Genomic DNA, 23,997 nt, shown 5'->3' with positions numbered 1-23,997 from the left:
ATGGACAAGCTGTCATGTCCATACCCAGGTTGGCGCCTGACTCCGTCAACTGACGTAGTGTCAACGGTCAGTGAGGTTCCCTGCATGAAGCGGGTTGGCGCGGGGTAGGTCGATGGCCGTGGCTCTCGTGCTTTGCCCGTCCTGCTCCATCACTTTACCTTCCAGAGGCCCGCGGCGCCGCTGGTTGTTCGTTTGTTCGAATCGGTCGGATGTCAATTCCGCGTGCCGGAGATCGCCATGCCCCGAAGTGCCTGCGAGTCAATCTTTCCGCCCGGAGTCCGGGGCAGCGCGGGCAGCACCACGATGTGGTCCGGCCGCATCGGCGCGGGCAGCGACTCGGCGAGCGCCCGGCGCAGCAGGGCGGCCGCACCGGCGGCGCCCGAGGCCCCGCCGTCCGGCGCCGCGGGCCGCAGGGCCACGAACGCCACCAGCCGCTCCGCCGCGCCCTGCCCGTGCAGCCGCACGGCACACTCGGCGACCGCCGGATGCCGGCCCACCGCGGACTCGACCTCGCCCAGCTCGATCCGGTACCCGCGCACCTTCACCTGGTGGTCGACCCGCCCGAGGATGAGCAGCCGGCCGGTGGGCGACCACAGACCGCGGTCCCCGGTCCGGTAGAGACGGCGGCCCGGCGCGAACGGGTCCGGCAGGAACCGCTCCGCGGTGAGCGCGGGCCGGCCGTGGTAGCCGAGAGCCACCCCCGGGCCGCCGAGGAAGATCTCCCCGGCCACCCCCGGCGGCACCGGCCGCAGCCGCGAATCGAGCACATGGACGCGGTAGTTGGGCACCGGGCGGCCGATCGGGATCGCCGCCCCCGCCGCCTCGGCGGGCCCGCACCGGTGCGTGGTGGCCCACACCGCGCACTCCGTCGGCCCGTAGTCGTTGAACAGCGGGGCACCCGGACAGCACCGCAGATGCTCGGCCACCAGGTCCGCGGTGAGCGGCTCGCCGCCGACCGCGACCATCGCCAGGCGGGCCAGCGCCGCCCGGTCCGCGACCTGCAGCAGGATCCGGTAGTGCGAGGGCACGGCATGCACGTGGGTGACGGCGGCCCGCTCCAGCAGGCCGCGCAGGGCGTGCGGATCGTGCGCCTCCGTCTCGGTCGGCAGCACGACCGCGCCGCCGTTGGCCAGCGCCCAGAACATGCCGCCCGCCGCGCCGTCGAAGCACAGCGGCGGCAGCACCAGATCCCGCCCGGGAGCCGGACCGGCCGCGGCCCGGGCGGCCGTGGAGGCGACGATCGCTCCGTGGTGGACGGCGATGCCCTTCGGCGCGCCGGTCGAACCGGAGGTGTAGATGACGTACGCGGTGTCGTCCGGCGTCACCCGCACCAGCGGGGAACGGGCCGGAAGCCCGGCGGCGTCGGCCGGGCGGATCATCGGCACCGCCAGGTCGAAGCCAGGGGGTTCGTCCGCGATCAGCGCCAGGGCGCCGGAGTCGCGCAGGATGTGGCGGATGCGCTCCGCCGGGTGGGTCGGCTCGATCGGGAGGTACGCGGCGCCGGCCTTCAGCGCGCCGAGCATCGCGACCACCGAATCGGCGCTGCGCCCGGCCATCAGCGCCACCAGCGAACCGCGGCCGATGCCGTGGCGGTGCAACAGCGCGGCCAGGCGGGCGGCCCGGGTGTCGAGCTCCCGGTGCGTCAGTTCCCGCTCCCCGCAGACGACCGCGACGGCGTCCGGGGTCCACTGCGCGTGGCGCGCGACGAGGGTGTGCAGACAGGTGTCCTCGAACGGGAGGTCCGCGCCGCGCGACCAGGCGCCGAGCTCGGCGTGCTCGCGCTCCGCGAGACCGGTGACGGTGCGCACCGGACGGTCGTCGAGGAGCGCGGCGAGGACGGCGAGCAGCCGGTGGGCGAACGCCTCCGCCGCCTCCTCCTCGAACAGGCCGGTGTCGTAGTCGAGTTCGAGCCCGTCGGGGCCGAGCAGCACCAGCAGCTCGTGCCGGCTCACGCCGTCGGCGACCCGGACGGGCGTCACCTCGAACGCGCCGACCCGCTCCGGCACGCGCCGCGGGGCGGCGGCCACCGCGAGCGCCGCCCGGGTTTCCGGCCCGGCCGGTGTGCCGGCGGCGACGGCCCGCACGGCGGCCCGGAGCGCGGCGGAACCGGAGCCCGCCTCGTCCACCGCCAGCCGCACGGCCACCGGCACCGGGCCCGCGACCAGCAGGCCGGCCTCGGCCGGTCCGCCGCAGCGGGCCAGCAGGACCGCCGAGGCGGCGGCCAGCGCCGCCTCGGCGGACACCCCGGCGGCCCGCAGCCGGGACGCGAGGTGTCCCGCTTCGACGTGCACGGTCGCCGCGTACCCGGAGGGCGCGGAACCGGTGCGCAGGACGGCGGGAAGTTCGCCGAAGCCGGCCGGATCGGCAGCTGCCAGCTCCGGAGCCGCCGTCCCAGATGGGTCGAGCAGCCATCGCATCAACCGCTCCGGCTCCGGAGCGACCACGATCAGGAGGAACCGGCCTTCGGCGAGCCGGGCCAGCAGCACCCGGGCCTCGCCGTGGTCCGCGCGGGAGGCGGCGAGCTCGTCGCGGACGAGCTCGCCCCACGCGTCCGGCTCCCCGCCCGCCGCCGGGTCGTGCACGGTGAGCCGCACCGGCGGCCGCAGCCCGGCGATCCGGGCCCGCAGGGCGCGGACGTCCGGCGGGCCGGTGACGAGCCACGTGCCGATGGCGAGGGCGGGGTGGTCGGACACGGTTCCTCCTGATCGTGAGGGGATTCAGCGGGGTCGGGCCGCCGTCACCGCAGGATGCGCTCCTCGGGAGCGTTCCGGTGGTCGCGGGACTTGCGGAGGTCCCGCGTGACGACTGCCTTCTTCAGCCACCGGTCGGTGCCGTCGAAGCGCGCCTCGAACGCGCTGCGCCCGTGCACCGCCCGGTAGTTGTCGACCACCAGCAGGTCCCCGGCGCCCAGCGCGACCCCGACCAGGTGCCGTTCCAGTTCGTCGGTCAGCGCGGTGAGCGCCGCCGCCGCCTCCCGGTCGCCCGGCACCGGCGACATGAACGCCGGGTCCACCCGCAGGTACGGGCGGTCCGGGTCGCCGAACAGCACGGCGCACGGCTCCGGGTCCTCCTCCATCCGCTGGATCGGGTGGAGCCGCCCGGTGCTCTCGGTGAGCGACCGCGCGTACTTGAGGTGCTCGGTGTCCGGGCGGATGAGGAACCGCCGTTCGGCCAGCACCGCGCGGTGGCGCGGCGTCAGCTCCACGTCCTCGATCCCGGACACCACGGTCGGCACCGCGTCGTGGTTGCGCAGTCCGAGCAGCAGCAGGTAGTCGCAGCGGTACGGGTGGAAGCCGTCCTCGGTGTGCCAGGCCAGCTCCACCGTCCCGTGCCCGCTCTGGTCCTTCTCGTGCTGCGGGATCGGCAGCACGTCGTGGACCAGGCGGCCGTCCTGCAGGGTCGACCAGCCGAAGATGTCGCCGAGGTGCGCGGTGGCGAGCACCAGGAACACCTCGTGCGCGGCGACCGCGGCCGGCCGCTCCGTCTCGCGCCAGTCCAGCGGCGTCGGGCCGATCGAGGTGTTGTCCACCTTGAGCCCGCGCACCACCAGCGCCGACGCCGACTCGGCGGTCCGGAACGCCCGCAGCTCCCGGACCAGCCGCGACGGCAACTGCTGCGCCAGCGCGGGCAGGTCGTCGAGCAGGGCCGGAGCGGTACTGGACCCGTACTCGTGCAGCACGGACCGGCTGAGCGTGGCGAGCGCCGCGCCGTCGGCCGGAGCGATGTCCAGGCGGCGGATCACGGGCGCTCACTCGCCGGCGGCACCACCACGTCCTCGGGCGCGGGCAGGTAGCCGCCCTCGACCAGGAAGCGGAAGCAGTCGTGCGCCCACTCCTCGTTGACCGGCGGGCAGGCGATGCCGGAGCCCTCCAGCGCCTCGGTGAGCACCCGGCACTCGTCCTGCGGGTTGATCTGCTTCTGCAGCTCCGGGTCGAGCGCGGCGTGCCGCATCGAGGCGACCCGCAGCAGCGGCGTCATCGGGAACAGGATGTGGTCCTCGTCGACGCCCAGCGCCCGCTGGCGGGCGTCCTCCTCGTCGACGACGTTGAGGTCGTAGCCGAAGGACCGCAGCCACTGGTAGCACTGGGTCATGGTGGTGGGCGCCGGGTTGGTGATGTTGAAGTTCTTGCCGAAGTTCTCCGCCCGCAGCGAGGTGTAGACGATGGCCTGCGCCGTGAAGTCCACGGGCACGGCGTTGATGACGTCGTTGTAGAGCGGCAGGACGCCCAGGTCGAGGAAGCCCCGCAGGTACACGTACAGGTAGTCGGTGTGGTGCGAGGCGCCGGTCTGGGTGTGGCCGGTGATCATCCACGGGCGCTGGACGGTGACCGGGATGCCGCGATCGCGCGCCAGGTAGACGATCTTCTCGGCGAGCCACTTGCTGCGCGGGTAGCCGGTCGGGATGCGGATCGGCCGGCCGTCCAGGTCCTCCTCGGTGAACGGACGCTCGGCGCCGGTGCCCATGAACACGTCCACGCTGGAGACGAAGTGGACGGACTTGAGCGTCGTGGTGGTGGCGAGCCGCAGCACCTCCTTGGTGCCCTCGACGTTGGCCGGACGCGCCGCCTCGTACGGGTAGGTGAAGTTGACCACCGCGCCGCTGTGGTAGATCGCGTCGAGCAGGCCCGCGTAGGCCGCGAACTCGTGCTGGTCCAGGCCGAGCCGGGGCTTGGCGAGGTCACCGACGACCATCCGCATCCGGGAACGGTAGGACTCGTCCCACGCGGAGTAGGTGCGCAGGGTCTGCTCCATCCGCTCCCACGCCGCGTCCTCGTTCTCGGCGCGGATCAGGCAGTGCACGGTGGCCTCGGTGCGCAGGATCAGCTCCACGGCGAGGAACGCGCCCAGGTAGCCGGTGGCACCGGTGACCAGGACGTGCCGGGGCGCGAACCACTCCGCGTGCGGGAGGTCGCCGGGGGCGATCTCCTCGGGCAGCGTGATCTCCGCGTGCAGCTCGGCGAGCTGCTGCGCGTACAGCACCTCGCTGTCGATGTTGTCGCGCTGGCGGCGGTCCTCCTCGATGGCCTGCGCGATGCCGGCCACGGTGGGCACCCGGAAGATCTGCTCGACCGGCAGGGTCACGTCGTGCTCGCGGGACAGCTGCGCGGTCAGCCGCGCCACCAGCAGCGAGTTGCCGCCGAGCTCGAAGAAGTCCGCGGTGGCGCTGATCTGGGACAGTCCGAGCAGCGCGCAGAACGTCTCGGCGATCTCCGCCTCGAGCTCGCTGCCCGGCTCGACGAAGTCCTCGGTGCCGAGGTCCGGCGCGGGCAGCGCGGCGGTGTCGATCTTGCCGTTGCGGGTGAGCGGCATCTTCTCCAGCGTGACGAACGCGCTCGGCACCATGTAGTCCGGCACCTGCGCCAGCACGTGCTTGACCAGCGCCTCCTTGGTCAGCACCCGGCCGACCACGGGCACGGCGTACGCCACCAGCCGCGGCACGCCCGGCTGGTCCTCCCGCGCGATCACCGCGGTCTCGGCGACCAGCGGGTGGCGCAGCAGGACGTTCTCGATCTCGGAGAGCTCGATCCGGAAGCCGCGGATCTTCACCTGGGTGTCGGCCCGGCCGAGGAACTCGATGGTGCCGTCCGCCCGGTAACGGGCGAGGTCACCGGTGCGGTACAGGCGGGCGCCGGGCTGCTCGGAGAACGGGTCGGGCAGGAAGGCCGCCGCCGTCATGCCGGGGCGGTTGACGTAGCCGCGCACCACGCCGTCGCCGCCGATCCACAGCTCGCCGGGCACGCCGGGCGGCACCGGGTTGAGGCGCTTGTCCAGCAGGTGGATCCGGGTGTTCGGGATGGGCCGGCCGATCGGCACCCGGCCGCTCTCGCCGTCCTTCGCGGTCACCGGGTGCACCGACGCCCAGACGGTCGCCTCGGTCGGGCCGTACTCGTTGAACAGCGCGACACCGGGCGAGCGGCGGAAGTGCTCCCCGACCAGTCCGGGCGGCAGCACCTCGCCGGCCAGCACGGTGGTGCGCACCGACGCGAACGCCTCCGGCGCGGACTCCAGCAGCACCGAGTACTGCGAGGGCACGCCGTCGACGTGGGTGACCTGCTTGTCCTGGATCAGCGCGCCAAGCAGCCGCGGGTCGAGCACCTCGGCCTCGTTCGGCACCACGACCGTCCCGCCGCGGCGCAGCGTCCAGTACAGGCCGCCGCCGGAGGCGTCGAAGGTGAACGGCGCGAGCACCAGGTAGCGCTCGGGCAGGCCGGGGCCCTCGCAGGCGGAGCGGGCCAGGGTGGAGTGCACGATCTGCCGGTGCTCGACGGCCACGCCCTTGGGGCGGCCCGTGGAGCCCGAGGTGTAGATGACGTACGCCAGGCTGTCGGGGGCCGGGCGCACGGCGGGCCGGGTGACCGGGCCCGCCGGGTCGGCGGTCGGGACGGGCAGCGTGCGCAGCGCGGGCACCTTCGCCGCCAGCGCGGCGAGCGCCTCCGCGTCACCGGTGACCAGGCCGATCCCGGCGTCCGTGGCGATGGTCGCGATCCGGTCCGCCGGGTACGACGGGTCGAGCGGGACGTACGCGGCGCCGGCCTTCAGCACGCCCAGCAGGGCGACCATGGTGTGCACCGAGCGGTCGGCGAGCACACCGACCGGGGTCTCCACCCCGACGCCCTGCGCGGTGAGCTCGGCGGCCAGCGCCTCGGCGCGCAGGTCCAGCGAGGCGTAGGAGAGTTCCGCGGTGCTGGAGGTGAGCGCGACCGCGTCCGGGTGGGCGGCGGCGGCCTGCTCGACCAGCTCGTGCAGCAGCTGCGGGGCGTCGTGCTCGGTGCGGGTGGCGTTCCAGGCGGCCAGGTGGTCGCGCTCCTCCCGGCTCAGCAGCGGGAAGTCCGCGAGCGGGCGGTCGGGCTCGGCGAGCGCCGACTCCAGGAGCAGCAGGGTGCGCTCCAGCAGCCGGGTGACGGTGTCGCGGTCGAACAGCGCGGTGTTGAACTGCGCGCGCAGCGTCAACTCGCCGTCCCTGCGCACCGCGTAGAGGTCGATGTCGTGCGGCGTCCAGGTGGTCGGCAGGTCGAGCGGGCGGGCGACCGCGCCGGGCAGCTCGCGCGAGGCCCACTGCTCCTCGAAGCCGAACAGCACCTGGAACAGCGGGGTGTGGCTCAGGTCGCGGGTCGGCCGGGCCGCCTCGACGATCTGCTCGAACGGCAGCCGGGCGTGCACCAGCGCCTCCGCCAGCACCGACTCGGACCGGCGCAGCAGGCCGGTCAGCGACTCGCCGGCCTCCAGCTCGAAACGCAGCGGCAGGGTGTTCTCCAGCGGCCCGACCAGGCCGCCGTCACTGTCCTGCCAGGCCGGCGGCACCGGCACACCGACGGCGAAGTCCTGCTGCTGGGCGTGCCGGGCGAGCGCCGTCACGTACCCGCTGAGCAGCAGCTCCGGCAGGGTGGTGCCGGTCGTGGCGGCGAAGTCGCCCAGCACGGTGTGCAGGGCGGCCGGCACCGGCACCGACACCGCGTCGGCCTCGATGGTCTTCACCGGCGGGCGCGGCCGGTCGGTGGGCAGCTCCAGCGTGGTCAGCGCGGCCGTCCGGGCCCGCCAGAACTCGATGTCCTTCTCGGCGTCGTCGCTCTCCAGCCAGGCACGCTGGGCCGCGAACACGGCGGGCAGGTCGACGGCGGCGGCGGTGGCCGGAGCGTCGGCGCCGTCCAGCAGCGCCGCGTACCGGGTCAGCACCTCGTCGGTGAGCCGGCGCACCGACGGGCGGTCGGCGACCAGCTGGTGGACGGTCAGCAGCAGGACGTGGTCCTCGGCGCCGAGCCGCAGCAGGCTGGCCCGCACCAGCGGGCCCTGCGCCAGGTCGAAGCGGCGGCGGCTCTCGGCGGCCGCGACCCGGGCCAGCTCCTCGTCGAGCCGCTCCGGGTCGAGCTCGACCACCGGCAGGCGCAGCGAGGCCACCGGCTTGACGGTCGCCAGCGGGTTGCCGTCCACCGTGCGGAAGGTGGTGCGCAGCACCGCGTGGTGCTGGACGGCGGCCGCGAGCGCCTGCTGGAGCACCGCCGGGTCGGTCCGGCCGGTGAGCCGGACGGCGTCACTGGTCTGCCAGGGGCGCTTCTCGTCGAGCTGGACGAGCAGCCACAGCCGGCGCTGCTCCAGGGTCAGGTTGCTGGTGAAGGCGTTGGCCGAGCCGTCGAGCAGGCCGGCCAGGACCGCGCGCTTCTCATCGGGCGTCAGGGCGGCGGTGCCGTCGTGTGTGCTCATGTGGGGGGACTCCCGTCCTCGGTGTCGGTGGCGCTGTCGGTGACCGGTCGGTGGCGCTGCCGGCGGTGGTCAGGCGGAGCGTTCGCGGACCGACCGCGGCCGCATGTCCGTCCAGACCCGCTCGATGTGCTTGAGGCACTCCTGCTTGGTCCCGGTCGTCCCGGTGGTGGCCCAGCCCGCGGGCAGGGCGCGGTCGGCGAACCAGATCGAGTACTGGTCCTGTTCGTTGGTGACGACCTGGAAGACCGTGTCGGCGTCGTCGATTCCCATCGCTGGCTCCTCGTGGTGGTGGGTTCCGGTGGTGGTTCCGGTATGAGGTGGTTCAGTTCAGGTGGCGCAGGAGCTGGTCGATCTCCTCGTCGGACATGTCGGCCAGCTGGGCCAGCACCGCCTGGTCCGAGGTGGGCCGCCGGTCGCGGGCGCGTTCCAGCTCCGCCAGGGCCTCGGCCAGCCCGGCCGGGGTCGGGCGGCGGAAGAAGTCGCGCACCGGCACCTGGATGCCGAACTCGGCGCGCACCCGGCTCAGCAGCTTCGCGGCGAGCAGCGAGTACCCGCCGAGGCCGAAGAAGTCGTCGTGCACGCCGACCGCGGGCCGGCCCAGCACCTCCTGGAAGATCGCCAGGGTGCGGCGCTCCTCCCCGTTGCGCGGCGGGGTCTTCTCGACGGGGCCGCTCGGCACCTGTGCGGGCGGCGGCGGCAGCGCGCCGCGGTCCGGCGTGCCGTCGGGGGCCGTCGGCAGCGCGTCCAGGACGCCCAGCACGGCCCGCGCGGCGGACCCGGGCAGCGCTGTTCCGGCGCGGGCGCGCACCATGGCCGCGAACGCGTCGCGCTCGCGCTCGGTGCCCGCGGGGACGGTCGGGTCCGGGACCAGCCAGGCGATCAGGCGGCGGTCGGCGTCGGTGGTGACCGCCGCGTCCCGCACGCCCGGCACGGCCCGCAGCGCCTGCTCGACCTCCGCCGCGCGGACCCCCCGGTCGCCGACCGCAAGCCACCCGGCGCCCGGGCCGACCACCTCCAGCGCGTCGTCCCGGGTCCGCCGGCAGCGCAGCCCGACCGGCACCCCGGGCCCGGCGGCGGTGGCCAGGTGCAGTTCGCCGACCACGCCGTCCGGCACCGGCCCGCCCAGGGCGTCCAGCAGCAGGTGGGCGGTGCCCGGCAGCGGCGGCCCGAGGCGCCTGCCGCGCCACGCGTCCAGCGGCGCCAGCGCGGGCGGGACGGCCAGCGGCGCGGGGGCGGGGCGGCCCAGCACCACCGGGAGGCCGGTGCGGGCGAGCATGTCGACCAGGTCGGGCTCGAGGACCTCGCCCACGCACACCAGCCTGGTCCCGGCGGGCGGCGCCCAGCCGTCGGTGAGCGCCCGGCGCCAGGTCGGCGGGTCGGCCAGGACGAAGGCCGAGGGCGGCCCGGCCGGCGCCGGGTCGAGCCCGGACAGCATCAGGCTCCGCGCGTGCACCAGCGGCATCAGCAGGTGCACGGGGGAGGGCGGCGTGCCGCCGTCGAGCAGCAGGACGTCGTCGTCCGCGGTCACCCCGAGCCGTTCGGCGACGGCCGTCAGCCCGGCGACCAGCGCCCGGTGGGTCAGCGCGGGGCCGCCGTCGGCGGGCTGCCACGCCGGGTCGTCGGGGCCCGGGACGGCGGGGGCGGCCGGGTCGAAGCGCGGGCCGGTGGTGATCAGCCAGCCGCCCGGCTCGTCCTCGGCCCGCCGGACGAACGCGCCCGCCCGGTCGTGCCGCTGGCCGTACCCGACCGACGCGCCCACCTCGAACACCGCGAGGACGACGGCGAGCAGCCCCGCCGACGGCACCGGCGGCGTCGTCACCCGCACGCCCGGCCCGGCGATCCCCTCGGCGCGCAGCCGCCGGGCCAGCGCGGCCGACCACTCGCGCAGCTCGCCCAGGGTGAGCACGGCGTCCGCCGAGGACAGCACCACGTCGTCCGCGCCCCGGACGTCCAGCAGCTGCGGGACCGTACAGCCATCGGCGGGCGCGGCGGTCGGGACCGACCCCGGGCCGCCGGACGGGCCGGCCGGCAGCGCGCCGACCGGGGTGCCCGGCGCGGCCGGCGCCTCCAGCAGGATCCGGCGGTACAGCTCCAGGACACCGGCCGCGGTCGGCTCGTCGTACAGGCCCCGGTCGTAGTCGAGCTGCAGGCGCAGCCCGTCGCCGTCCGGCAGCACCGTCAGCCACAGGTCGAACTTGGCGGCGGTGACGGGCAGTTCGACCTGCGTCATGGTCAGGCCCGCCAGTTCGGCGCCCGGCGCGGGCGGGCCCGGCATCGAGAACATCACGTCGAACAGCGGGTTGCGGTCGAGCGCACCCGCCCGCCGCACCTCCTGCACCAGCCGGTCGAACGGCATCCGGTCGTGCGAGAACGCGCCGACACAGGCGTCCCGGACCACCTCGGCGGCCCGCGCGAACCCCTGGTGCGGCGCCAGGCGGGCGCGCAGCACCAGCGTGTTGGCGAAGAAACCGACCAGCTGCTCGGCATCCGGGTGGTGACGGCCCGCGACCGGCGTGCCCACCGCGACGTCCTCCTGACCGGTCACCCGGGACAGCGCGGCCATGAACCCGGTCAGCAGGGTCATGAACAGCGTCCCGCCGGAATCCTTCGCCAGCCCCTCCAGACCGGCCACCGTCGCCGCGTCCAGCCGCTCCTCCAACCGGCCGCCGGCACCGCCGCGCTGCTCGCGCGGACGGTCCACGGGCAGCTTCAGCGGAGCCGTCCCGGCCAGCGCGGTGCGCCAGTACTCGAGCAGACTCTCCATCCGCTCCCCGGTCAACTGCCGCTCCAGCCAGCCGACATAGTCCGCGTACTGCACCGGCGGCTCGACCAGACCGGCGTCGCCGCCCGCACACAGACCGCGGTAGGCGGCGGCGAGATCGGCGTAGAACACGTCCATCGACCAGCTGTCGCACACCAGGTGATGAATCGTCACCAGCAGCGTGTGCCGGCGCTCCGACTCCTTCACCAGCACCAGGCGCAGCAGCGGCGGGGCGTCCAGCGCGAAGGGCATCGCCGCCTGCTCCCGGGCCAGGACCGTCACCCGGGCCCGCGCCCCGTCCTCCGGCAGCCCCGAGCAGTCCACCACCGGCAGCGGCACCAGCGCCTCCGGCAGCACCACCTGGCGCGGATCCCCGTCGACCAGACCGACACCGGTGCGCAGGCTCTCGTGCCGCGCCACCACCGCGTTGACGGCCCGCTGGAGCAGCACCACATCCAGCTCACCGACCAGCCGCACCGCACTGCACACGTTGTACGCGGCGTTGCTCGACGGATCGAGCTGGCACACGAACCACAGACTCCGCTGGGCGGGCGCGGCCGGCAGCACGAAGTGGTCGCCGTAGTCGCGGGCCTCCCCGCCGCCGACGCCGCCGACATAGGACGAACTGCTCATCGGGCCCCGCTCCCCTTCCTGGCCGGCTCCCGCGCCGGCAACCCGGCGAGCGAGGTCTCCACGAACTCCACGACGCTCCTCTCGTGGTCCTGCACGAAGAAATGACCGCCGGTGAACTCCCGCACCGCGCAGTCCACCGAGGACTGCCGGTCCCAGCCGGCGTTCCCCGGCCGCACCAGCGGATCGTGCGAGCCGCGCAACACCCGGATCGGCACCGGCAACGGCGGCCCCGGCACATACCGGTACGTCTCCGCCAGCGTCAGGTCCGCCCGGATCGTCGGCAGCATCAGCCGCACCAACTCGTCGTACTGCGGCAGCTCCTGGGACTCCATGCCGTCCCACTCCCGCAGCCGGTCGAGCAGCTCGCCGTCCGGCAGCCGGTGCACCTGCTCCGCGTCGCCGTACTGCGGGGCGTCCCGGCCCGAGACGAACAGCGCCACCGGCAGCGGCAGCCCGAGCTCCCGCACCCGCCGCACCAGCTCGAACGCCACCAGGGCGCCCATGCTGTGCCCGTACAGCGCGTACGGCCGCCCGGTGCGCGGCGCCCGCAGGCCCGCCACCGCGCCGTCGACCAGCGCCGACATCTCCCGCAGCGGCGGCTCCCCGAGCCGCCCCTCCCGGCCCGGCAGGCGCGCGGCCGTGACGGCCAGTGCCGCCGTGTGCCGCTGCCAGTTCCGGAACAGCGCCGACGCCCCGCCGGCATGCGGGAAGCACACCACTTCGCACTCCGGATCGGCCGGCGCGCCGAACGACGTGAACCAGCTGGAACTTGGTCGGACCGGGCGCACCCGTACCTCCCTCGGGGACGGCGGAACTCGGAGAACTTCGAAGAAACGGCGGGCCGTGAGAACGGCGGGCTTCGGACCGGCATGCTTCGGGCCGGCGGGGCCCGGAACGGTGCGGCCCGGAAACCGGCCGCGGAAAAGCGCCGGCGGCACTCCGCCGGACCGTCGAATCCGGCCCGGCCACCGCGCGGCCCTCAATACCTACCATTTATGCCGCAGGGCCCGTCAATGACAACCGTTCGGCGTGAGAGGCGGCGGATAAGGAAGTGAGACCTGGCTGAGAGACCGAACATCTTTAATTTCTCTTGGCCGCCGGTGCAGCCCGCAGCCGTACCCACCGGAATGCCGAACGACCGGCCGGACCAGGGAAATGGAGAGCTCGCCGATGTCGATCCCCGCCCGCCCCACGCTCGTCCACACGCTCGTCGAGCAGGCCCTCGCCCTCGGCGGCCGGCAGGCCTACGAGTACCTGCACGACGACGGCCGGGTCGACACCATCGGCTACCGCGAGCTGCTCGACCGGGCCGCGGCCCTCGCCCCGCTGCTGCGCGGCGCGGACGGACGCGGCGGCCCCGCGCTGCTGCTCTTCCCGCCCGGCCTGGACTTCGTCACCGCGCTGTGGGCCTGCTTCCTGGCCGGCGTCCCCGCAGTGCCCGCCTACCCGCCGATCTTCGGCTCCACCGAGCGGATCACCGCCCGCTTCGCCCGCATCCTCGAGGACTCCCGGGCCACCACCCTGCTCGCCGACCCCGCCGTGCTCGGCCTGCTCACCGCCGGACTGCGCCCCGAGGACCTGCCCCCGGTGGTCACCCTCGACGACGCCACCGGCGCCGGCCCCGCCGACCCCGAGCGCCTGCTGGCCGACGCGCCGGACCCCGAGGACGTCGCGCTCATCCAGTACACCTCGGGCAGCACCGGAAAGCCGAAAGGCGTCGTACTGCGCCACCGGAATATCCTGGCCAACATTCGGTCCATTACCGAGGTTTTCCGTCTGGACGAAACCGCGCGGGTGGTCTCCTGGCTGCCGCCCTATCACGACATGGGGCTCATCGGATTCATTCTCACCCCGATCCACGGCGGATTCCCGGTACGCCTGATGTCGCCCGTGCATTTCCTCAAGGACCCGATCGGCTGGCTCCGGCAGATCAGCGAACTCGGCATCACCCACACCGGCGGACCGAATTTCGCCTACGACCTCTGTGTCCGCCGCGCCGACCGCGCCGACCTCACCGGCCTCGACCTCGGCACCTGGCGGCTCGCCTTCAACGGCGCCGAGCCCATCCGCCCCGCGACGATCACCGGCTTCGCCGAACGGTTCGCCCCGTACGGCTTCCGCCCCGAGTCCTTCCTGCCCTGCTACGGACTCGCGGAGGCCACCCTCATCGTCACCGGCCGCCACTGGACCGGACACGACGACACCGACGCGGACGGCCGGGTCGACTGCGGGCCGGTCGTCGACGGCCACCGGCTCGCCCTGGTCGACCCCGATACCGGCACGGCCGTGCCCGACGGCGCCGAGGGCGAAATCTGGCTCGCCGGACCGAGCATCAGCGACGGCTACTGGGACACCTGGCAGACCGGCACCCCGACCGACGGCTACGGCCACCTCGACGGCACCCGCCACCTGCGCACCGGCGACCTCGGCCGACTCCGCGACGGCCGGCTCACCGTCACCGGCCGCCGCAAAGAGGTGCTCATCCAGAACGGCGTCAACCACCACGCCCACGACCTGTGCGCCGCCGCCGTCCGCGACAACCCCGCCGTCCGGCCCACCGCCGCCGCCTTCCACGGCGCCGACGACGAGATCGTCCTCGCCGTCGAGGTCGCCGGACACGACCACGACCCCGAGCGCCTCGCCGCCGACCTCCGCGCCCGCGTCCTGGCCGCCACCGGCGCCCGCGTGCACACCGTCGTGCTCTGCCCGCCGCGCACCATCCCGCGCACCACCAGCGGCAAGATCCAGCACGGCCTCGCCCGCACCCGCCACCTCGCCGGCGAACTCGCCGGCCGCACCGTCACCCCCGACCGGGCCGCCATCGGCGCGGAAGAGGCCGGCGCGCTCACCGCCTTCTTCTCCTCCGTCTTCGCCGCCGTCTGCCAGGTCTCCGACTGCGGCCCCGACGACGCCCTCACCGCGATGGGCGGCGACTCGCTGCGCGCCGCCGAGATCGCGGCCGTCGCCGAGGACGCGCTCACCCTGCCCGTGCCCGTCGAGGACGTCCTGCTCGCGCAGACCCCCCGCGAACTGACCGCCCGGCTGAACGAACGCTGGACCGAGGGCGGGATGCGACCCGCCGACGCCGTCGACCGGGCGAAGGCCCTGCTCGCCGGTAGCTGACCCTCACGGCCCCCTTGAACGAACCGCACGCCGCGAATGCTTCGCACGCCCGCCCGCCATGGTGACGAGACGGAGGCCCCGACCGTGTCCGACAGCTCCCGGATTCCCGCCGACCTCGGCCGCACCCTGCTCGCCAAGTGGCGGGCCCTCCCGGCCGAAGCGGACACCGGGACGGAGATCGGCCCGATCCGGCACGGACTGCGCCTCTTCGAGGAGATCCACCCCGGCACCGCCGCCAACGTCCTCCGCTTCGACGCCGAGATCGCCGGCACCGTCGACCCCGACCGGCTCGCCGCAGCCCTCACCGAACTCGCCCGCCGCCACGCCGCCCTGCGCACCACCTTCCCGGCCGTCGACCGCGCCACCGTCGCCACCGAGGCCCGCCCCGACCTGACCGTCATCGACCTCACCCCGGGCGACCCGGCCACCGCCCGCCGCACCGCCCGCGCCCAGGCCGACACCCGCGCCGCCACCCCCATGGACCTCGCCACCGGGCCGCTCTGGCGCACCGCCCTCTGGCAACTGCCCGACGGCACGGCCCGACTCCAGCTGCTCGCCCACCACATCGTCGCCGACGGCTGGTCCCTCGCCGTCGCCCTCGCCGAACTCGACGCCCTCTACACCGGCCACCAGCCGGGCCCCGCCACGCCGCTGCCCGCCGTCCCCGCCACCGCCGACCCGGCCGACCTGGCCGCCTGGCGCGAACGCCTGGCCGGCGTCCAACCGCTCTCCCTGCCCACCGACCGGCCCCGCCCCGCCGCCCGCCGCTTCCGCTCCGCCCACGTCGGCCTGAGCGTCGAAGCGGACCAACTGCGCGAAGTCCGGCGCCTCGCCGAGGCCGAGCACGCCACGCCGTTCATGGTCCTGCTCGCGGCACTGCACCTCACCCTCGCCCGCACCGCCGGACAGCACGACATCACCGTCGGCTCACCCATCGCGACCCGCGAACGCCACCGCGCCCCCGGCGCCGTCGGCCCGCTCGCCACGATGCTCGCGCTGCGCACCGACACCTCCGCCGCGCACACCGCCCGCGACGTCCTGCGCGCCGTCCGCGACACCTGCCTCGACGCCTACGGGCGCTCCCACGTGCCGTTCGAAACCGTCGCGGAACAGGTCGGGCAGGGCGGCGGCTCGCTGTTCGACGTGCTGTTCGTGCTCCAGCCGCAACTCCCCGAACTCCGCCTCGGCGACCTGCCCCTGCACCCCCTGGTCACCGCGCCCGGCACCGCGCGCAACGACCTGGAGCTCTACCTCTGGCAGGGCGAGGACGCCATCACCGGCTTCCTCGGCTACGACACCGACCTCTTCGAGCCCGACACCGCCGAGCTGCTCGCGGCGCGATTCGGCACCGCCCTGGCGGCCGTGGTGACGCGGCCGGACGCGCCGCTCGCCGAGCTGGACGTGGCCGGCGCGGTGGAGGCGGCGCGGCGCGAGGCTTGGGCCGTCGCGCCTGCGGTGGGTGAACTGCCGCTGTGCGTGCAGGAGTTGGTGGAGGCGCAGGTCGATCGTGCGCCGGGTGCGGTGGCGGTGCGTGCCATTGACGGTGAGCTGACGTACGGCGAGCTGGAGGCGCGGGCGAACCGGGTGGCGAATGCCTTGCGGACGCGGGGAGTCGGCCCCAGGGATCTGGTGGGGGTGTGTCTGCCGCGGACCTCCGACCTGGTGGTGGCGCTGCTGGGCGTGCTGAAGTCCGGTGCGGGTTACGTGCCGGTGGACCCTGGCTACCCCGATGAGCGGGTGGCGTTCATGGTGGAGGACGCGGATGCGGCACTGGTCATTCGGTCTCTGGCGGATGTTCTTGAAGTTCCTGATGCGCCCGTAGCAGACCGGCCCTCGGTTGCCGGTTCGGTTGATGACGTCGCGTATGTGATTTACACGTCGGGTTCGACGGGTCGGCCGAAGGGTGTGGTGATCGAGCACCGGCAGGTGGCGGCGATGCTGTCGTGGGCGGGGCGGGTGTTTCCGGCGGAGGTGCTGGCGGGCACTTTGGCGGCGACGTCGGTGTCGTTCGACCTGTCGGTGTTCGAGATCTTCGCGCCGTTGACGGTGGGTGGGTGTGTGGTGCTGGCGCCGACCGGGGTGTTGGATCTGGTGACGGATCCGTCGCGGTACGCGGGGCTGACGCTGGTGAACACGGTGCCGTCGGCGGCGCGTGAGCTGGTGCTGGCGGGTGCGATGCCGGCGTCGGTGCGGTGGGTGAACCTGGCGGGTGAGGCTCTGGCGCCCGGTCTGGTGCGGGACTTGTATCTGCTCTCGGGTGTGGAGAAGGTCAACAATCTCTACGGTCCGAGCGAGGACACGACGTATTCGACGTGGACGGCGACGGATCCGGCCGATGTGCGGACGCCGATCGGTGTGCCGGTGGACGGTACGTCGGCGTTGGTGCTGGACGCTGGTCTGCGGCCGGTGCCGCTGGGTGCGGTGGGGGAGTTGTACCTGTCGGGTGCGGGTGTGACCCGGGGTTATCTGGGTCGTCCGGGCCTGACGGCGGAGCGGTATCTGCCCGCGTCCGACGGTGGCCGGCTCTACCGCACGGGTGATCTGGTCCGTTGGCGTCCGGACGGCAAGTTGGACTACCTGGGCCGCGCCGACGGCCAGGTGAAGGTGCGTGGCCACCGCGTCGAACTCGGCGAGGTGGAGGAGGTGCTGCGCCGTCACCCCGATGTGGCGGGTGCGGTGGTGGTGGCCCGCGAGGACGCCTCCGGTTCACTGGGCCTGGTCGCCTATGTCGTCCTCAGCGGTGCGGAGTTCGCCTCTGGGGCGCTTGCGGCGTTCGTCCGTGGCCGGCTTCCGCAGTTCATGGTGCCGGGCGCGTTCGTCGAGCTGGCCGAGTTCCCCCTGCTCCCCAACGGCAAGATCGACCGCGGCGCGCTCCCGGTCGTGGACCTCAACTCCGTTCGGCAGAACGGCCGTTCACCGCAGACGCCGTCCGAGAACTTGATCGCTGACATCTGGCGCGAGCTGCTGGGTGTTCCCGAGGTCGGTGCCGAGGACGACTTCTTCGAGCTCGGCGGCCACTCCCTCCTCGCCACCCGCCTCACCCACCGCCTCGGCGAGGCCCTGGACGTCCACGTCCCGCTGCACCTGGTCTTCGAGCACCCCGTCCTCGCCGATCTCGCCGGCCACCTCCCGGTCTCCGGCGGGAAACGCGAAGCCATCCCGGTCGTCCCCCGCATCCCGGGCCCCGACGGCACCCTCGTCTTCCCCGCGTCGTCCGGCCAGAAGCGCCTCTGGCTGCTCTGCTCCCTGGACCCGAGCGCCAACCTCGCCTACCTGCTCAACGGTGGCGCCCGGATCACCGGCCCGCTCGACGCCGAACGGATGGCGGAGGCCGTCCGCTCGGTCGCCGGACGACACGAGATCCTGCGCACCAACCTGCGCGAGGAGAGCGGCGACATCGTCCAGGTCGTGCACCCCACCTGGCAGTGGGACCCGACGGTGGAGCCGGACACCCCGGATCAGACCGAGGCCGAACTGCTCGACCAGTGGCGCCACTCCGCCGTGGAACTCGCCGAAGGACCGCTCTTCCGCGCCCGCATCGTGCGCCGCGCCGCCGGCGAACACCTCCTCCTGCTCTCTCTCCACCACGCCATCGCCGACGGCTGGTCGCTGGACCTCCTGCTGCGCGAGATCGCCGCCGAGTACCAGGACCCGTCCGGCCGCGCGCTGCCCGCCCTCCAGTACGGCGACTTCACCACGTGGGAGAACGCCGCACCCCCGGACGACGCCGGGCTCGCCCACTGGCGCGAACACCTCGCCGGGGCCCGGGACCTCGACCTCCCGACCGACCGCCCCCGCTCCGCCCGCACGACCCACCACGGCGCTGCTGTGCCCGTCATCCTGCCCGCCGACACCGTCGACCGGCTCGCCCGGACCACCGGCACCACCGCCTTCGCAGTCGTCGCGACCGCCGTCACGCTCGTCCTGAGCGCCGTCTCCGGCAACCGCGACCTGACCATCGGCATCCCGACCAGCGGACGCACCCACCCGGACACCGCAGCACTCCTCGGCTTCTTCACCAACACCCTCCCGCTGCGCTGCTCGCTGGACCCCACCGCCACCCTCGGCACTGCTCTGCGCGACACCCACCAAGCCCTCATGACGGCGCACCGGCACGCCGGGACGCCGTTCGAGGAGATCGTCCGGACTACTCGAGCCGCCTCGCACGGCCAGGGGCGCAGCCCGCTCTTCCAGGTCATGCTGGCCGTCAACGAGACCCCGGCCCGCGCGCTGGACCTCCCCGGCCTGCGCGTCGACCGGCTCGAACTCCCGCCTGCAGAGACCCAGTTCGAGATCTCGCTGCACCTGGAGCGCGGGGAGGCCGCCATCACCGGCCACCTCACCTACAACACCGACCTGTATTCCGTTTCCACCGCCGAACTGTTCCCCGAACGGCTGGCCGCCGCCGTGGCCGCACTGGCCGACTGCCCCGACCTGTCGGTCACCGAGCTGGACGTGGCCGGCGCGGTGGAGGCGGCGCGGCGCGAGGCGCTGGCGACTGCGCCCGCCGTGGCCGGATCGCCGTTGTGCGTGCAGGAGTTGGTGGAGGCGCAGGTCGATCGTTCGCCGGGTGCGGTGGCGGTGCGTGCCGTTGACGGTGAGCTGACGTACGGGGAGCTGGAGGCGCGGGCGAACCGGGTGGCGAATGCTTTGTGGGCGCAGGGAGTTGGCCCCGGGGATCTGGTGTGCGTGTGCCTGCCCCGGACGTCCGACCTGATTGTGGCGCTGCTGGGCGTGTTGAAGTCCGGCGCGGGTTACGTGCCGGTGGATCCCGGCTACCCGGACGAGCGGGTGGCGTTCATGGTGGCGGACTCCGGTGCTTCGGTGGTGCTGCGTTCGCTTGACGAGCTTTCGCCGGCGGGTGCTTCGCGGCCCGGGCGGGTGGGTTCGATCGACGATGTGGCGTACGTGATTTACACGTCGGGTTCGACGGGTCGGCCGAAGGGTGTGGTGATCGAGCACCGTCAGGTGGCGGCGATGCTGTCGTGGGCGGGGCGGGTGTTCCCGGCGGAGGTGCTGGCGGGCACTTTGGCGGCGACGTCGGTGTCGTTCGATCTGTCGGTGTTCGAGATCTTCGCGCCGTTGACGGTGGGTGGGTGTGTGGTGCTGGCGCCGACCGGGGTGTTGGATCTGGTGACGGATCCGTCGCGGTATGCGGGGCTGACGCTGGTGAACACGGTGCCGTCGGCGGCGCGTGAGCTGGTGCTGGCGGGTGCGATGCCGACCAGCGTGCGGTGGGTGAATCTGGCGGGTGAGGCTCTGGCGCCGGGTCTGGTGCGGGACTTGTATCTGCTGTCGGGTGTGGAGAAGGTCAACAATCTCTACGGTCCGAGCGAGGACACGACGTATTCGACGTGGACGGCGACGGATCCGGCCGATGCGCGGACGCCGATCGGTGTGCCGGTGGACGGTACGTCGGCGTTGGTGCTGGACGCCGGTCTGCGGCCGGTTCCGCTGGGCGCGGTGGGGGAGCTGTACCTGTCGGGCGCGGGTGTGACCCGGGGCTACCTGGGTCGTCCGGGCCTGACGGCGGAGCGGTATCTGCCCGCGTCCGGCGGTGGCCGGCTCTACCGCACGGGTGACCTCGTCCGCTGGCGTCCGGACGGCAAGCTCGACTACCTCGGCCGGGCCGACGGCCAGGTGAAGGTGCGCGGCCACCGCGTCGAACTCGGCGAGGTGGAGGAGGTGCTGCGCCGTCACCCCGACGTCGTGGGCGCGGTGGTGGTGGCCCGCGAGGATGCCTCCGGCGTCCTCGGTCTGGTCGCCTACGTCGTGCTCAGCGACGAGGAGTTCGACCCTGCTGCGCTTGCGGCGTTCGTCCGTGGCCGGCTGCCGCAGTTCATGGTGCCGGGTGCGTTCGTGGAGCTGGCCGAGTTCCCCCTTCTCCCCAACGGCAAGATCGACCGCGGCGCACTCCCGGCCATGGACCCCAACTCCCTCAGGCAGAGCGGCCGTTCGCCGCAGACGCCGTCCGAACAGCTGGTCGCCGAGATCTGGCGCGAGCTGCTCGGCGTCCCGGAGGTCGGCGCGGAGGACGACTTCTTCGACCTCGGCGGCCACTCCCTGCTCGCCACCCGCCTCACCCACCGCCTCGGCGAGGCCCTGGATACCCACGTCCCGCTGCACCTGGTCTTCGAACACCCCGTCCTCGCCGATCTCGCCGACCACCTCCCGGTCTCCGGCGGAAAGCGCGAAGCCATCCCGGTCGTCCCGCGCATCCCGGGCCCCGACGGCACCTTTGTTCTCCCGGCCTCCCTCGGTCAGGAACGCCTGTGGGTCCTGTGCCGCCTGGACGCGGGGGCGAACCTCGCCTATCACGTGCGCGGCGCCGTCCACATCGACGGCGACCTGAATGTGCAGGCGTTCCGCGCGGCCCTCGAACAGCTCGCCCGCCGCCACGAGGTGCTGCGGACGTCGCTGCGCGAGGTGGACGGCGAGGTGCGCCAGGTGGTCTCGCCCACCGTGGAGGTCCCGCTCACCAGCGTCGACACCGCCGACTGGCGCTCGGTGATCGAGGCGGAGAGCCGGCGGGCCTTCGATCCCGCCTCCGGGCCGCTGTGGCACGTGACGCTGGTGCGTACTGAGCGGCAACACCACGTCCTGGTGATGAGCCTGCACCACGTCATCGCCGACGGCTGGTCGCTGGACCTCCTGCTGCGCGAGATCGCCGCGCTGTACGGCAGCGAACCGGCCGCGCCCTCGGTCCTCCCGGCTGTTCAGTACGCGGATGTCGCCGACTGGCAGCGGGCCGAGGCCCCGGCCGAACTCGACTTCTGGCGCGGTCAGTTGGCCGGCGCCCCGGCGCTCGACCTGCCCACCGACCGGCCGCGCCCGGCAAAGCAGACCTACGACGGCGCCGGGGTTGCCCTGGCGCTGCCCGACGACGCCCTTGCTGCCGCGTGTCGGGCCGGCGGGACGACCGCCTTCACCGTCCTGGCGACGGCCCTGGCCGTCGTGCTGGCCAAGGCGGCCGGCCAGTCGACCGTGACCATCGGCACCCCGGCCGCCGGCCGCGACCACCCCGCTACCGCGGACGTGGTCGGCTACCTGGTCGACACCGTGCCGCTGCGCCTGACGCTGGCCCCGGACGGCACGCTGGCCGACGCCCTCGGCGCGGCGCGCGAGGCCGTCGACGGAATCCGGGAGCACCAGCGGATCCCGTTCGAGGAGCTGATCCGGGCCGTCCGCCCGCCGCGCGACCGCAGCCGCAGCCCGCTGTTCCAGGTGCTGCTCGCGGTCAACGGCACACCGCCGCGCTACGAACTGCCGGGCCTGCGGATGGAGCCCGCGCCGATGCCGATCCGCACCACGCCGTACGACCTGGTGGTCCAGGCGGAGGAGCGGGACGGCCGGATCACCGGGCACCTGGTCTTCAACACCGACCTGTTCGAGCCGTCCACCGCCCAGCTGATCGCGGACCGCCTGACGGTCGTGATCGAGGCCCTGGCCGCTCGCCCGGGGACGCCGCTGGCCGAGCTGGACGTGGCGGGCGAGGTGGAGACGGCACGCCGCCAGGGCTGGACCACGGCGTCGACGACTCCCGAACGCGGCTGCCGCGTGCAGGAGTTGGTGGAGGCGCAGGTCGATCGTTCGCCGGGTGCGGTGGCGGTGCGTGCCGTTGACGGTGAGCTGACGTACGGGGAGCTGGAGGCGCGGGCGAACCGGGTGGCGAATGCCTTGCGGCAGCAGGGAGTTGGCCCCGGGGATCTGGTGTGCGTGTGCCTGCCCCGGACGTCCGATCTGATCGTGGCGTTGCTGGGCGTGTTGAAGTCCGGTGCGGGTTATGTGCCGGTGGATCCCGGCTATCCGGACGAGCGGGTGGCGTTCATGGTGGCGGACTCCGGTGCTTCGGTGGTGCTGCGTTCGCTGGACGACCTTCCGCCGGCCGGCGCGGCCAGGCCCTCGCAGGTGGGCTCGATCGACGACGCGGCGTATGTGATCTACACGTCGGGTTCGACGGGTCGGCCGAAGGGTGTGGTGATCGAGCACCGTCAGGTGGCGGCGATGCTGTCGTGGGCCGGTCGGGTGTTCCCGGCGGAGATCCTGGCCGGGACTCTGGCGGCGACCTCGGTCTCCTTCGACCTGTCGGTGTTCGAGATCTTCGCGCCGCTGACGGTGGGCGGGTGCGCGGTGCTGGCGCCGACCGGGGTGCTGGACCTGGTGACGGACCCGTCGCGGTATGCGGGGCTGACGCTGGTGAACACCGTGCCGTCGGCGGCGCGTGAGCTGGTGCTGGCGGGTGCGATGCCGGCGTCGGTGCGGTGGGTGAACCTGGCCGGTGAGGCTCTGGCGCCGGGCCTGGTAAGGGACTTGTACGCACTCCCGGGCGTCGAGAAGGTCAACAACCTCTACGGCCCCAGCGAGGACACGACATACTCGACCTGGACGGCGACGGACCCGGCCGATGCTCGCACCCCGATCGGCGTGCCGGTCGACGGCACCTCGGCGCTGGTGCTCGATGCGGCTCTGCGGCCGGTCCCGCTGGGCGCGGTCGGGGAGTTGTACCTCTCTGGCGCGGGTGTGACCCGGGGCTACCTCGGCCGTCCGGGCCTGACGGCGGAGCGGTATCTGCCCGCGCCCGACGGTGGCCGGCTCTACCGCACGGGCGACCTCGTCCGCTGGCGTCCGGACGGCAATCTCGACTACCTCGGCCGCGCCGACGGCCAGGTGAAGGTGCGCGGCCACCGCGTCGAACTCGGCGAGGTGGAGGAGGTGCTGCGCCGTCACCCCGATGTGGCGGGCGCGGTGGTGGTGGCCCGCGAGGATGCCTCCGGCGTCCTCGGCCTCGCCGCCTACCTCGTGCCGGCCGGCGCCGAGCTGGACCGAGCGGCCATAGCCGCCCACGCGCGTACCTGGCTTCCCCAGTTCATGGTCCCGGGCAGCTTCGTCGAGCTGCCCGAGTTCCCCCTCCTCCCCAACGGCAAGATCGACCGCGGCGCACTCCCAGCCATGGACCCCAACTCCCTAAGGCGGAGCGGCCGTTCACCGCAGACGCCGTCCGAACAGCTGGTCGCCGACATCTGGCGCGAGCTGCTCGGCGTCCCCGAGGTCGGTGCCGAGGACGACTTCTTCGACCTCGGCGGCCACTCCCTCCTCGCCACCCGGGTCGCCTCCAGGCTCTCCGCACGCACCGGCACGGACGTCCCGCTCGACCTGATCTTCGAGCACCCCGTCCTCGCCGAACTGGCCCGCCGACTACCGGAGCCGGCGTCCTGGCAGGCCCCGGCGGCGATCCCGCGGGTGCGCCGGGTCCTCGGCGGCAGCGCCGGCTGACCTGCTGC

At 73.8% G+C, this 23,997-nt stretch carries 8 protein-coding genes; 2 read left to right on the top strand and 6 right to left on the bottom strand.

Features of this window, described 5'->3' with window-relative positions:
- Positions 1-212: 212 nt before the first annotated feature.
- The 6 genes from ACIHEI_RS33250 to ACIHEI_RS33225 all read right to left on the bottom strand — a co-directional run bounded on the left by ACIHEI_RS33250 (position 213) and on the right by ACIHEI_RS33225 (position 12,309).
- Positions 213-2,693 (bottom strand): amino acid adenylation domain-containing protein, encoded by a 2,481-nt coding sequence (locus ACIHEI_RS33250; protein WP_396609323.1) that lies wholly within the window; start codon positions 2,691-2,693, stop codon positions 213-215.
- 44 nt (positions 2,694-2,737) lie between these two features.
- Positions 2,738-3,742 (bottom strand): guanitoxin biosynthesis L-enduracididine beta-hydroxylase GntD, encoded by a 1,005-nt coding sequence (gene gntD / locus ACIHEI_RS33245; protein ID WP_396609322.1) that lies wholly within the window; start codon positions 3,740-3,742, stop codon positions 2,738-2,740.
- Positions 3,739-8,199, bottom strand: a complete 4,461-nt coding sequence (locus ACIHEI_RS33240) for an amino acid adenylation domain-containing protein (protein WP_387649133.1) — start codon at positions 8,197-8,199, stop codon at positions 3,739-3,741. The genes gntD and ACIHEI_RS33240 overlap by 4 nt, the downstream gene beginning before the upstream one ends.
- 69 nt (positions 8,200-8,268) lie before the next feature.
- Positions 8,269-8,469 (bottom strand): MbtH family protein, encoded by a 201-nt coding sequence (locus ACIHEI_RS33235; RefSeq protein WP_387649134.1) that lies wholly within the window; start codon positions 8,467-8,469, stop codon positions 8,269-8,271.
- Positions 8,470-8,521: 52 nt separating this feature from the next.
- The gene (locus ACIHEI_RS33230) at positions 8,522-11,593 is read right to left on the bottom strand and encodes a condensation domain-containing protein (protein WP_396609321.1); all 3,072 of its coding nucleotides are present in this window, start codon (positions 11,591-11,593) and stop codon (positions 8,522-8,524) included.
- Positions 11,590-12,309: a thioesterase II family protein gene (locus tag ACIHEI_RS33225; RefSeq protein ID WP_396609320.1), complete on the bottom strand. Its 720-nt coding sequence runs from the start codon at positions 12,307-12,309 to the stop codon at positions 11,590-11,592. Before ACIHEI_RS33225 ends, ACIHEI_RS33230 begins: the two co-directional genes overlap by 4 nt.
- A gap of 454 nt (positions 12,310-12,763) precedes the next feature.
- Here ACIHEI_RS33225 and ACIHEI_RS33220 point away from each other — a divergent pair, with 454 nt between their 5' ends.
- Together ACIHEI_RS33220 and ACIHEI_RS33215 are read left to right on the top strand one after the other, a co-directional pair.
- Positions 12,764-14,716, top strand: coding sequence for an AMP-binding protein (locus ACIHEI_RS33220; protein WP_392955867.1), 1,953 nt, complete (start codon positions 12,764-12,766; stop codon positions 14,714-14,716).
- Between the two features lie 84 nt (positions 14,717-14,800).
- The gene (locus ACIHEI_RS33215) at positions 14,801-23,989 is read left to right on the top strand and encodes an amino acid adenylation domain-containing protein (protein WP_396609319.1); all 9,189 of its coding nucleotides are present in this window, start codon (positions 14,801-14,803) and stop codon (positions 23,987-23,989) included.
- The last annotated feature ends 8 nt before the right edge of the window (positions 23,990-23,997 follow it).

Source organism: Kitasatospora sp. NPDC051984 (assembly GCF_044593455.1).
Taxonomy (GTDB): Bacteria; Actinomycetota; Actinomycetes; order Streptomycetales; family Streptomycetaceae; genus Kitasatospora.
Note: the sequence above shows the minus strand (reverse complement) of the source record. Positions and strands in the feature narration are given on the sequence as shown.

Coding starts and splice junctions, on each gene's coding strand:
- ACIHEI_RS33240 (WP_387649133.1), bottom strand. CDS start 8,199: ATGAGCACACACGACGGCACCGCCGCCCTGACGCCCGATGAGAAGCGC.
- ACIHEI_RS33235 (WP_387649134.1), bottom strand. CDS start 8,469: ATGGGAATCGACGACGCCGACACGGTCTTCCAGGTCGTCACCAACGAA.
- ACIHEI_RS33230 (WP_396609321.1), bottom strand. CDS start 11,593: ATGAGCAGTTCGTCCTATGTCGGCGGCGTCGGCGGCGGGGAGGCCCGC.
- ACIHEI_RS33220 (WP_392955867.1), top strand. CDS start 12,764: ATGTCGATCCCCGCCCGCCCCACGCTCGTCCACACGCTCGTCGAGCAG.